Here is a 12,550-nt window from a genome sequence, read left to right as displayed (position 1 = left end):
TGGCCCGTGAGCGTACCGGCCGCCGTCGATCTTTCACTCCTGCGTGGTCGCGCCCCTGCGGCCGGCAGCGGAGAGTTCTGGGCGGCACACATCATCGCGGCAGAAGCGCGCACATGTTCAAGAGGGCCCGGGCCTTTTCCAGATCACCTGCCCAGACGCGGTCAACGTCCTCGCGTCAGGCGCCGGAAACCCGGACATGCGACACAGCTCCAGTACTGCATCCGCCAAGCCCTCGGTATCCTCATGCACCTCGAAGTATTCGCCCCAAGTGGTGTCAACAGTCAGGGTGACCCAGCGCCGCCCGTCGGGCGCGAACCTGGTCGCTGACAGCGAGACGCTCGAAATCTCGCCCCACGGCAGCAAGTCGGTACTGGCGACGCCAGGGCGCGTCTCCTTGCCGAAGACCGAAACCAACGGCTGGGCCTCCAACGTTACTGTGACACCGTCTTCGGTCACCTCGATCCGCTGCACTGGCAGATCCTATGCGCCGACGGCGGTTCAGGCCGGACACCAACCCGCGCGGCCAGCGGCCTCGCCGTAACGGCAAACGCTGAGTACCGCGCACGACTGGCGGCATGAGTTAACTCGGCGCTGACTTCTGATGCAGGACGCTTCAACACAGTCGCCAACTTTACGAGCCAATGAATTGCATGATCTGGCTGATCGACTGGAGCAGGAAGCCGCAGGTGACAAGAATCCAGCCAATCCAAACACTACGATGGTTAGCCTTGGCCAGCCCTCGTTGCGCGCGGTCCCTCATTTCGCCGTCGATTTGCAGGCGCCCACTCATCAATTCCAACAGTTCGCGGTTAATTTTGGAGTGAAAGCTGGCCTGATATGCGAGGCGGTCGATCTCGCGGGCAAGGAACTGAGCCTGTTCAGCAGGCTCGACCGACCCGAACCGCTCCTCGGTGTCCGGCTTGGCGGTCGCCGACTGTGGCATTGGGTGTTTCTCAAGAAATCCGAGAAACTCGTGATAGGCCGGATCCAGGTACGCCTTGAAGTCCGCGATCAAATGCCGAAATCCGATGGCAGTCACGACCAGGCCGATGAGTTCGATGACCGCGCCGGAGATGAAGAGGCGGATGGCCCAGCCTGTGACCGTCATGACCCCAGCCTAGTGGTTATGTACCCACAGACTCCGTCCTCCCGCATGCAGCAGACTTCGGTGTGGATTACGCCGTTAGGCCACAAATGTCTCGTACCTCGTCGGCCGTTCGACAGCGTCAACGCGGTTGGCTTCAACGTCGTTCGACATGGCACTCCACTGAACCACAGGGAAGGCACATGACCACCGCACACGGGTGACAAAGGATGCGCCAACAAAGCCCGATCACGCGTCTGCTCATCGGCACTAGCGGCCGTCAGCCGGCCCTCGGCAGCCGTGACGCTCTGTAGCGATCGGATCGCGGCAGATGAGGGCGCAGGAAATAGCGTTGTCCGATTGACTGGACGGACGCGCCATGATTGCTAGCTGGATCGCCATAAGATCCTGATCGTCATGCTGGCACCAGCATCCTTGATCTATAGCAGATCCTCGATTGACATATGCGCGACGAAAAATTCATGCAATCGTCGGTGGGCGGCGGTGATGGCCTCTCCGCACTCCTTTACCACAGAAAGCAGGTGATTCCTATCTCCGGGATCCGCGAGGCAATATTCACGAAGACCCTCCTCGTAGCCGCTCATAATGAGACGGCTGTCGGATGAAACTATCCTTGCCCTCTGGGCCCAATGTCCGGGAAAATCACTGAATGTTAACGCGGCCCAGTCTACGATCAGGTAATCCCTGGCCCACGCATGAGTCATCAACGTCATCAGCTCTGGATCGAAGGCTCTAACGGCTACCAGATCTTTCCTATCCCTCAATTTGTACTCTATATCGATGTCTGACAGCGGCCTCCCGAGCGCTTGCGTGAACCGCTGCACCGCCTCGCTGAACCTACCTGCACTCCAGGCTATCTTTCGCAAGGCATTCTCGTCTCCAGCTTGAAATGCCTTAAGCAGGGAGCTCAATTCGTCTAGTGAACGCGATGCCTCTTCGAGGGAAACGTAGGCGACAAGAAGTCGTCTCCCCAGTCTCTCCCGCTTGGACTTTGCAGACGTCACTGACCGTGTGAAATCGAACGCTTTGTCCAGAATTAGTATCAGCAGCTCAAGCAATTCAATCCGTCCTACTTTGAGAAATCGTTCCGCTGGAAGTGTGGTTGACGGCCACTCGCGTCACGCAGCAACATCCCTAGTCTTCCAAGGCAGGACATACTATCTAAGTCGCCGCTTCCGCGAAAAGGACGTGTCGAATACTGCCCATTCCGGCGGCAGCCGGATGGAGGCAACATGCCCGCCGAAGTCGAAAGCCGGATGCGAACAGTGATGGGTGTACTCATCTCGGCAGTTCAGGCCACGAGGTGGCATGGACGTTGGCCACGTAGCGTGACGGCTCGCTCCTGGGTGACGTGCCCGCTCGGCGGCAGTTGAGGGCGGCTCCTACCGTTTCTACCCAAATCGAATGCGAGGTACCGTATCGGGCGGATTACGAGGCGGGTACAGAATTTGGTGACTCTTCTAGGTCACGGACTACTGCTCCCTCAAGCAGCAACCGAAGGCTGCGCTCGTCATTCTTCAGCGGGACCAAATCGCTCCGAGAACCTAGCAATTCCCGCAAGGCGCGGACGGCAACCTGTGCCGCCTCTCGGGCATTGTCATTCACAATCGTCGCCGTCGTCTTCTTGGACGAGTTGGCGTGAACGATATTGCTTCGCATCGCATAGATCTTGCGGTATCGCTCCTGTGCGTCGTTCCGGTCCTGGCCCGGAGGGTACAGAAGGCACGCCAAAGCGGCCGACACACGCAACGTGCTCTCGGACGTGGCTCCAAATAACGCCTCCCAGGCGATCACAGCATCGATCAGCATGTCATCCGGATTTCGTCGTTCAGTGAGCGCTCGCAGGGTTCTAGTTGCCGCCAGCCTGACACGAGATAGGCTATCAACTCCGATGCTGCCGAGCCAGCGACCCCACTCATTCAATTGATCTTGCGTAACTCGCGTAGGAAGCCGCAGCGCCGAGAAATGCGGGTCTGACCAGTAGCCGATACTCCCCGTCATGAACGAGATTGTGCGGCGCCATGTCGGAAGTACGACGGGTATCTGGGCACCGTCCCACGAAAGCGCGAGAGCGATACGCGCGCGTTCAACCATCTCGTCGAGAGTCTTCGACGTGGTGCCCTCCAAAATTAGATCGGAATCCGACTGGATCCGTACGCGATACGGAACCGATGTCTCCAAAATAACCTCTCCCGCATCCGAGATCTCAATGATCTCACCAGTTTCACTTGTCGTGCTGGTACGGCGCTGCGTCATGCCGTGCGCGAAATAAGGATGGTCACCTGGACGAGCTGAACGGATACGGCCCCAAGGACCGGAGACCTCGGCGCCAGCCTCGAGCACTATTCCCGTGAACCCGGCAAGAGACGGAATTTGTATTTCTTCACCGCGCAATAGAGCTCGCGTTTGGTTCAACATCTCCCGAACTTCGCGCAGGAACTCCGGGAGTGTCGGCGCATCGGAACGAAGGCGGGCAGCCTCCCAGGCCGCTCGCACGACCGAGCCGCCGAAGAAGGAGGCCTGCAAGCCAGTGGCGAAACCTAAAGCAGTTCCCAGCACGATAGACTCCGAGCCCCAATCTTCGCCGGCGCCGGGGAAGATCCCCTCAGCTCGCGCCGCAGCGACAACACGCGCACCAACGGGTGACATTAGGTTGGAAGAAAGCGTAGGACCGAACCGGCCGGCAGGTAGAAGGAGCTCGCCATAGCTCAACGAAGCAAGATCGACGATTGCGTCCTGCAGCTCGTCACCCGAGGTCTCGTTTTCGAGCGGCTGTCCCCCAGCGCGCTGACGCAATCCCTCAACAAATGTCGTGTTCCACTCCGGAACGTAGAAAGCCAAGCGAAGACTCACGAGCTCTGCCGTGTGTTCTGGATATTCACCACGACCCTGACGGAAGACACGCGTCAGAGCAGCCACCACCTCAATCTGACCGGACGAGGGCTGTTCGAACGGAGTCACCAACACCCACTCGACGAAGGGCCTGCCTAGAGTCTCAACCAGCACCTGGAAGTCCACGTCGACCTTCTGCGTCGCGTCAGAGTCCCTCGACTCATCCGGCTCTTGCGGGTCGTCACTGCCATGGTCAATGAGAGCGTTCACCTAGCCATTGGAGCACTCCACGGCTGGCCTGTGCATCCCAGATATGGTCACCAAACGAATGGCTTCGGCTCGCACTCGCCGTTGTGCGGTGGGTGCGGTGCCGTCTCTGTTGGACCTGGAGACGCGCGAACCGCTCGGACTTGCTGGATGACGCAGGCCCAGTGCAAGCCAACGACGACCGACAGTCGGCGGCTCAGATGGCGCCACCGACGCCCAGAGAACGCGCTCGTCGGACGTGCCTAGAGCTTGATCGGAAACAGAGAAGGCAGACACTCCACAGTGCGTCAACGTCGATCCAGGCGCCAGCGTACTTCGCGCGGCATGACAGCACGACCGGTTCGTCCCTCCTGAATAGTGCGCCTACCTCGCGAAGAAACTAACCCGTGATCGAAATGACTTGCCCGCAAAAGAGTCTTGTGGGAATCTTGCTCACCCCGAGCTACTGGAGGACGACATGATGAACCTAAGTGAAGATGTCTACTGCGCCCTTGGCCGTGTCGTGGTCGGCGCGGCCTATTTTGACGACCTCCTGGCGGGTGTCGTAATCCGCCTCCTAGACTCGGATAATGCGGGCGTTGTAATTGCGGGACAGCCGTACTCTTACCTTACTCAAGCAGCTCGAGCGCTAGGGAAAAGGCCCTTAGCGTGGACCTCAATAACGAGCTTGTTGGCCTTCTCGACGACGTCAAGCCGCTGCATGAAAAGAGAGATCTCGTCGTTCATGGGATCTGGCTTCCCCATCCGGACGAGATACATAAGATCTGGGACGAAGAGCCCTCCATTAGTCGACACTTGACGATGCGGAAGCGAAGGTGGAAGACGGATCTGCATGGTGAATTTATAAGCCTGGAAGAGATCATGGATCTCGCGGCGGAGCTTGAGGAGTTGGTCGAGCGAATCAAGAATTTACTGACTAGCCCCTGGTGACTGGATAACGGACTGAGCGTGCTAATTGATTGCGGTCGGGAACCTTGTTGAGCGATGTAGTGTGCGGGCGTAGACGGAACCTATCTCGGTCACCTGCCGGGTCTATTGCCTGTATCGGTTAAATTATCGCGGAGGCAAACTCGGTTTGATTTAACACACTCTTCTCGGCAGTTGAGCATGCCGGGTGGAAGTGTCGTAACCTGTCCCTCGATGAGGGTCCGCCGGACATGAGGCCGGTGTGCGGTCCTCCCTGCACGGGCTATTGGGTCGTGTCGAGGAGGCGTTCGGTTGTGTCGACCGCTTCTTTGATCGACATGGCGAAGGACCCGTCTGGGTCGACGAGGGCTGCGATGAGGTCGTCGCGCAGTGGTGGAATCGGGTTCCAGCCATGTTGTGCGGCCAGTTGCCGGATCGCCCGTAGGGCTGGTCCGGATACGGCGGTGGTGGTGAGGTCCGTTGCGGTCAGGGTGACGGCAGTTCCCAGGGTGGCGAGGACTCGTTCTGGTGGTCCGAATGTCGCGGTAAGTCCCTCGGCTGCCGCACTCGTGAACACTTCGACGGCGCCTGGGGCGGGTTGAACGTGTTGCAATAGCTGGAGCAGAGCGCCGATGAAGTTGTCCTGGCCGATGTCCTGCCAGAACGATGTGCGGGCCAGGTTGGTGAGGATCGGCGGCGCGCATGCTCCTTCCACTTGGGCGATACGTGCGGCGAGCGGCCAGGCGTTGGGGAGGTCAACGACCTGCTGCCGGAAGAAGCTCTCGATCATGTCGGTGGCGGTTTGCACGTCGATCCGCTCAGTCTCGAGGAGAACTTCGGTCAGGGCGAGGCTGCCGAAGGTTCGCGCACCGAAGTAGCCGGCGAGTTTGCGCAGGTACGCGTCGTCGCTGTAGAGGGCGATGTCGTGCGCGATGGCGATCGCTATCGGCGTGAGCCACGGGTTGATGGTTCTCGTGTTGAGCGCGGCTCCGAGTCCGGCGGTGTCAGCGACGGCGGCGGGCCGGCATTGCTGGCTATTGCGCAGGAGCCTCTCGGCCATGTGGAGTTCGCCCATCGGTCCGGCGTCGGATGACGGGGCGGAATGCGGGCTGCCGCCGCCAGGGCGGGCACCCGCAGCGCAGCCCTCCGCAACGGCCCGGTGGCCGAGTACGACGTCATGTGCGGCCGGCTCGGGAATGAGGATCTCTGCGAAGGCGTCCTTCGCTACCGCCCAGAGCTGGGTCGTCGCGGAGGCGAGGTAGAGCGCGCTGCCCTCGATGACGACAGCGCCGCCGAGGGCAGCCCGGCAGGTTTCGATCTCGTGCCTATGGAGTTCACCGTTCGCGGTGACGGCCGTGATCATCCCGGCAGCTCGCCGGACCAGGCCGAGCACATACGGTTCGCCGGTGGCGGCGCTAAGCGCGCCGAGCGGAAGTCGCCCTGCCCGAACGGCTTCGCGTGCCTGGTCGTACTCGATCGCATGTGGCAGGAGAAGAGCGCGTACCTGTTCGGCGAAACGCTGACCTCCGTCGCTGTCCAGCGTGCGCGCCATCGCCGGGTGAAGGCTGGCCAGGGCGGCCCAGGCGTCCTCGACCTGGAGAGCGAGGTCGTCGCTCACCGTATCCATGGGGACGCTGTCGCCGGTGCCGTCGACAGGCGTCCCGCCTCTGCCTGCCTGGCAGAACTTTCGGAGGGAAAACAGGATCGGCGCGGTGGCGAAGATCGGAACATCGTCGCGGGCGGTGACGGCAAGAGCGCGTTCGGCGGTCTCGGGCGTCCAGCCGTGGGCCTGGTGGAGGTCGCCCCACGTGGCGATCTCCACTGCGGTGATCGCTGCAGGATCAAGCCGTTCGAGCGTGACGAATGCATCTTCGATCTGGCCGCGGTAGATCTGGCTGACGATGACGGCCCAGCTGTAGTAGCTCAGCCAGGTGTGTAGATCGCTGGGCGCGGGCCTGGGACTTTCCACCGTTCCGTTGGCGGCCAGCCCGCGGCCCTGCAGGAGATCTTGTACTTCGGAGAGACCGGCGCGGGCGAGTCTCTCGGTCTTCAGCCAATCGCAGTGCACGCCGTGCGCGTCGATGAGCCGGCTGCGGATACGGTGACGCAGGTTGGCGGGGAGGTCGCCGCGGCTGAGCAACTCCGTGGCGCGCGCTCGGACGTCCTCAGCGCGGTCTGCTTGCGTCAGGACGTCCAGCGCGAGCAGTTCCGTGCGGGCGTCACCGAACCGCATCGCCGCCTCGTCGCAGACCCGGACGCTTTCCTCGGTGTGGCCCAACGCGGCGAGCTTTCGGGCGAGGGACTCGGCCATCACGATGCTGGTGCGGCTCAGCGGCCGTAGCAGGTCGAGTGCCTCGGCCCGCCGGCCAGCGGCAGCGAGGGCGTCGGCATGTATCAGGTTGTAGAAGCCATCGGTCAGCAGTCCCCTGCTGTGCATGCGTTCCAGGTCGGGCAGGGGCCAGACGCCGAGTTCCGCGAGCCGGTTCAACGCGACCAGGCGCCGGTCGTCCGGGGCATCGGTGTCGAGGAACTCCTGCCAGCGGCTGACTTGTTCGGCAGGGCTCGCACCGCCGGTCGATGCCTTCACCGCAGCGCAATGCGCGATCCACTCAGCGTTCCCGGACCGGGCGATGGTCGCCTCGAATCGGTCGCCGGCTGTGAGGTTGCCGGTCTCGAAGCAGAGCCGGGCGGCGTAGAAGGCGAGCTCTGCGGAAGCCGCTTCCGCCTCAGTCGCCTCACCGTCCGGTACCGGTGCGGCAACCCGGATTGCGGATCGTTCGTCCCCACCGAGCTCGATGGCATGCAGCAGGATCCGTGAAGCAGTAACGCTGTCCGCCCGGCATCGACGGCGGGCCGTGCGGGCCCGTTCGGCGAGTGAAGCCGCCCGGCGGTAGTCGGCCAGGCTTGTTTCTCCTGGCCCGGGCTCGTGCCGCCGCAAAAGTGCCTCAGCGAGCGTGAGCAGCTGCGCCGAAGACCGTGGCGCCAACTCCAGCGCCCTTTCGTGGAAGCTGATGGCCGCATCCGTGTCGCCGCGGCGTGCGGCCTGATCGCCCAGAAACCGTTGCACCGTCGCGTCGGCGACTGCCTGGTCGGGATGCTCGGTGAGCACGGCGGGAACCGGAACGGGCCCGTCCAGCGTGCCGTGATCAAGCGTCGCCAAGCCCACCGCGGCGAGAAGAGCACCGGTCGGCCTGGTCGACGCCTCAGTGAGCAGACGCCGCGCGCGATCAGGATCGACGGTGATCAGGTAGATGCCGGCGTCGGCGGTCATGCGAGCGCATATCGGCTCGTCATCACCCGCGTCGACACCCTGGAGCAGGCATTCTGCGGCCAGAGCGTGCAGGGCGTACTCGGCCGCGTAGCCTGCGAGAGCTGTCCATGCGGACCAGGGCCATGCGGTCGAGCTGGGTTTCCGCAGACGCCGTACTGCGGCAGCTGGGTCGTCTCGGCCCGCGAGTAGGACCTCGGCAAGCTCCTGTGCCACCGCAGGCGCACGTTCGCGCAGCGCGACGAGGGAGTCCGCACACGCCGGCGGTAGATCGGCTAGCTGTTTGTCGAATGGATCGTTCGGCGCCCTCCGCGCCAGCTCGGCCAGCCTCGGGGCGAACTCAGCCTCGATCCGTTGACTGCGGGGGACGAACACTTTGAATCCTGACCCGGTCGGCACGGCCGTGTCATCGTCGACCACCTGCCAGTAGGCGGTATGGGCCTCGATGTCGTAGAGGACCACGATCACCGAGAGTGGATAGCGCAGCCAGTAGCGCCGGTGTGTCTGGTCCCGTTCGCGAAACCACCAGCCGCTTGCATCCGACGCTGGCTCGGTGAACCATGACGGCCCGGCTTTGATCTGGACGCCCAGATGCCGGGCGGTGGCAACCATCTCGATCACGGTCTCAATTTGAGCGTCGATCCCCACGTCGGCTTCCAACTGCCGGCGGAAGTGCCACCCCAGACGATTGATGAGAAGGCCGACGCCATTGGCGCCGGCGGCGCCCGTCACTTCAGTGGAAAGTGGGCTGGTCACGGATGGAGGTTAGCGCTCCGCCTCCGGCGCAGCGGTATCCCAGTACTCGCGCCGGTCGGGGGGTCATCGTGTCATAGGCCGTGTCGCGCGCGACACGGACGGTGGCTAGACGTTGGGTGTGATCCGGGGTAGTGGTTTGCGAGCCGGGCCGTCACCGCGCGGAAAGCTACGGCTCGACCACCCGAGCACACTCCACTCAGTCCCAGCCGAACGTGAGCGCCGGCCGCCAGAACGAAGGTGCCTCACGTAAATGCGGTTCCTGCGGCGCTCCCGCCAGCCTCGACACTTGACAACCCGAGATAATCCACCCGGCCGCGGTGAACGCCGGGTCGCTGGAGTAGCGGGACAGATCGATCACCGGCCACCACCGATGCGGTCGGCGAGCACAGCGAGGCACTGGTCGGCCTGGCGCCGGCTGGTCAGGTGAACAACCTCTGCCCCGCCGGTGTGCTCGCTGATGCATGCCAGCACCCGCGGCAGATGGTCGCGTCGAAACCGGCACACGTAGCGGAGAAAGTTGAGGGTGATGTGGTCGTGGACACCGTCCGGGTGCCGGCCGCCGCGGTAGCGCAGCCTGCGTTGCAGAATGCCCCACAGGCAGACCAGCGGTGGCGGGTCCACCACGATCACCGTGTCCGCAGCGGCAACGCGTCCGGCAAGCGACGCCAAGGAATTGCCGTCGATGATCCACCGGCCAGCCTCCATAGCCTCCCGCTGCCGGGCGACGAACAACTCCTCGGGCACCGGCATCCAGTCCTCGGCGTAGCGCAACGCGTCCAAGTGCGTCACCGCAATACCGAGCAGCCGGCCGAGCTTGTTGGCCAGCACCGTCTTCCCGGCGCCGCCGTTACCGACGATCGCGATCCGCTGCACCGAGCTGTCTCCAATCGCTAGGTATCGCCGGGATCACCCGGAAGGGCGGTCCCGGTTGGTCAGAACGAAATCGACGGCGTGCCGGGTGGCCAGCGGCATGGCCGTCGCCACGGTGCACGGCGAACGGCGAATCGCAGGCAGAGCCCATGGCGCGTTCGAAGGGTGGCGCCGGGCCGGGTCGGGTCCGCGAACCGCCCGCGCGGCATCGGGTCGGTCATCGTTTCACTGCGCCGGTCTGCAGGTCCGGCACGGCGCGGTGCTCCGAGCCTGGTGAGGGCCGCCAGGCTTTCCAGGGCAGCAGCACGACGCTGGCCAGCAGCACACCGGCGAGCACCACCAGCGCGGTGCGGGCACCGAGGACCGCAGCCGCCAGGCCAGCGGCGGCGATCACGATCGGTTGGGCAACCTTGCTGCTGACCGCCCAGGCTGCGGTGACCCGGGCGAGGTAGCCATCATCGACGGCCTGCATCCGATACGTAGCGAAAGCCGGGTTGAACACGCCCGCACACAGCAACAACATCGTGTCCGCACCGATGATCAACGCCAGGCCCGCCGCCGAGCCGGGCGCAACCGGGAACACGATCATCCACAGACAGCGGGCCGCCCCGGCGGCCAGCAGGGTAGGCATCAGCCCGTGCTGGCGGATGATCCGCGGGGCGAGCAGCGACCCCAACACTCCCGCCGCGCACGGGATCCCGAGGGCGAGACCGTACTGGGCCGGGCTGAAGCCGAGTTCCCGCAGCATCAGGACCGCGATCAGCGGGGTGGACGCCACCAAGCACCCGCCGAACAAGAGAGCGTGCACGAACAGGGCGCGCAGGACCGGGTGGGCGGCGATGTGATGCCATCCCGCGATCATCTCCGCCAGCCAATGCCGTCTTCTCGCCGGGGTGGCCGGGGCGGGCTCGCGGTGCCGGGTCCAGCCCAGGGTCATCGCTGACAGCAGGAAACTCGCCGCGTCGACGACGATCGCCGCGAGCGCGCCGAACGCGGATACCAACATCCCGCCGACCGGTGGGCCGATGGTACTGGCCGTCCACATGGTGGTCTCCCATCGGCTGTTCACCACTGCCAGCCGGTCGCCGGGCACCATGCCCTTCAAGTAGGGGGCGCCGGCCGCTGAGGACAGGATCACCCCGACGGTCTGCACCGCCGCCACCAGGCAGAGCTGGGCGTAGGTCAGCGCACCCAGCCATGCGGCGACCGGGACGCTGGTCAGGGTCGCGCAGCGCAGCACGTCGGCGGCGATCATCGCTGGGCGTTTGCGGTGGAACTCCACCCACGGCCCCAACGGCACCACGACCGCGGCCCCGGCAATCCCCGCGACCGCGGCGAGCATCGAGACCTGCCAGTCCGAGGAGCCCAGGATCAGAATCGCCACGAGTGGCAGCGCTCCCGTGCCGATCCCGCTGCCGGCCTGGCTGACCGCGTACGCGGTCCACGCCCGGCGCACGTCGCCCACCAGCGGCCCCGACCTCCGCCCGGCCGCTGCCGGAGAAGATCGCCGTTCAACTCTGCGGCCAGGGGTCAGCACCGGCATCCCTCACCGTCGATCGGCGAACCGGCGCAGGACCGCATCTCGGCGTCGAGGCACGCCGTGTGCTGACCACCGGATCGCTTATCCGTCACGTTCAACCGGTGCGCTCCCCTCGTCATGCATCGTTCAAAAGCGTGAATATCGGTGGATCCGTCAACGGGCTGCTCACCCACTATCAATACCGGCTCACGAAGGCCGCCTCTGATCCGCTGCGCACGACCGGTCGCCCGGCCGGGCGGTCTCTTGGTCCGTGTGAAGGACCCGCCGCAACCCTTCCCTCCGCCCGCGGCTCGTCCTGCCACCCGGTGTGGCACGCGCTCACCGCTCAGGTCCGCTTGTAGAGTGCTAACCCCCTCGTACGCCATTCGTTATGGAGCTGCCGGTGCCAGGTCTCATCGTCCACGTCCGAGCAGGCGATCCCGGAGGGCCGTGCTCTCGGGCTGGAGCGGGGACGGCTCGTGGCGGTCAGTGATTCGGACATCTCAAGTGCGCTATCGGCCTACCTCGACTGCTACCCGGACGAAGCCGCGTCGCTGTCCGAGCCGGTGAAGCTGCTGGCTCAAGGAGCGGGTTTCGCCTCGCGACAGAACTTCTCAATGCACGCAACTGTCGGTGCGCTCCTGGTCCGCGGCGGCACCGAAGTGCTGCTTGTCGATCACCTCGCCTACGGGATCCTCTTGCAGCCTGGAGGACATCTCGAGCCGACTGACTCCACGCTGATCAGCGCGGCGGTGCGCGAGCTAGTCGAGGAAACCGGTGTTGATCCCAGCGGCCTCTTCCCCGCGTCGCCGATCCCGGTCTACGTCGAGTACGGCAGAGTTCCAGCGCGGCCGGCGAAGGACGAGCCGGAGCACTTCCATCTCGACTTCGGCTACTCGTTCGTGACGGCGCAGGCGGATATGGGGCGTATTCAAGAGTCGGAGGTGCGAGGTGCCGCGTGGTACCCGCTCTCCACGGCCGAGCGACTCGTCGGACACCGCATCTCGCGAGCGGTGACCGCGCCGGC

At 64.2% G+C, this 12,550-nt stretch carries 9 protein-coding genes; 2 read left to right on the top strand and 7 right to left on the bottom strand.

The genetic code is table 11. From position 1 onward, the window contains the following. Positions 1-117: 117 nt before the first annotated feature. The 4 genes from DMB66_RS43095 to DMB66_RS43080 all read right to left on the bottom strand — a co-directional run bounded on the left by DMB66_RS43095 (position 118) and on the right by DMB66_RS43080 (position 4,207). Positions 118-471 carry a hypothetical protein gene (locus tag DMB66_RS43095; RefSeq protein ID WP_125809900.1) on the bottom strand — a complete coding sequence of 118 codons (354 nt, stop codon included), beginning with the start codon at positions 469-471 and terminating at the stop codon, positions 118-120. 160 nt (positions 472-631) lie between these two features. Beyond that, positions 632-1,108, bottom strand: coding sequence for a hypothetical protein (locus tag DMB66_RS43090; RefSeq protein ID WP_125809899.1), 477 nt, complete (start codon positions 1,106-1,108; stop codon positions 632-634). A gap of 416 nt (positions 1,109-1,524) precedes the next feature. Then, complete coding sequence (locus DMB66_RS43085; protein WP_125809898.1) at positions 1,525-2,163, bottom strand: hypothetical protein; 639 nt, start codon at positions 2,161-2,163, stop codon at positions 1,525-1,527. Positions 2,164-2,533: 370 nt separating this feature from the next. Then, positions 2,534-4,207, bottom strand: coding sequence for a HEPN domain-containing protein (locus tag DMB66_RS43080; RefSeq protein ID WP_125809897.1), 1,674 nt, complete (start codon positions 4,205-4,207; stop codon positions 2,534-2,536). A 645-nt stretch (positions 4,208-4,852) separates the two neighbouring features. On the opposite strand from DMB66_RS43080, the gene DMB66_RS43075 reads away from it, so the two are divergent. Next, positions 4,853-5,134 carry a hypothetical protein gene (locus tag DMB66_RS43075; RefSeq protein WP_125809896.1) on the top strand — a complete coding sequence of 94 codons (282 nt, stop codon included), beginning with the start codon at positions 4,853-4,855 and terminating at the stop codon, positions 5,132-5,134. Positions 5,135-5,393: 259 nt separating this feature from the next. Here the strand turns inward: DMB66_RS43075 and DMB66_RS43070 are convergent, their stop codons facing one another. The 3 genes from DMB66_RS43070 to DMB66_RS43060 form a co-directional block, all read right to left on the bottom strand. Further along, on the bottom strand, positions 5,394-9,134 hold the full coding sequence (locus DMB66_RS43070) for a DUF4365 domain-containing protein (protein WP_125809895.1): 3,741 nt from the start codon (positions 9,132-9,134) through the stop codon (positions 5,394-5,396). 354 nt (positions 9,135-9,488) lie between these two features. Continuing rightward, positions 9,489-10,007 carry a topology modulation protein gene (locus DMB66_RS43065; protein WP_125809894.1) on the bottom strand — a complete coding sequence of 173 codons (519 nt, stop codon included), beginning with the start codon at positions 10,005-10,007 and terminating at the stop codon, positions 9,489-9,491. Between the two features lie 214 nt (positions 10,008-10,221). After that, positions 10,222-11,469: an MFS transporter gene (locus DMB66_RS43060; protein WP_233625253.1), complete on the bottom strand. Its 1,248-nt coding sequence runs from the start codon at positions 11,467-11,469 to the stop codon at positions 10,222-10,224. 533 nt (positions 11,470-12,002) lie between these two features. Here DMB66_RS43060 and DMB66_RS43055 point away from each other — a divergent pair. Further along, positions 12,003-12,550: NUDIX hydrolase (locus DMB66_RS43055; RefSeq protein ID WP_125809892.1), on the top strand; the 548-nt coding region annotated here is incomplete at its 3' end.

The organism is Actinoplanes sp. ATCC 53533 (assembly GCF_003947245.1).
The sequence above is the reverse complement of the archived record's forward strand: the minus strand, read 5'-3'. Positions and strand labels throughout refer to the sequence as shown.

Bases quoted from the DNA above. Each gene is read 5' to 3' on its own strand.
- DMB66_RS43090 (WP_125809899.1), bottom strand. From the start codon at position 1,108: ATGACGGTCACAGGCTGGGCCATCCGCCTCTTCATCTCCGGCGCGGTC.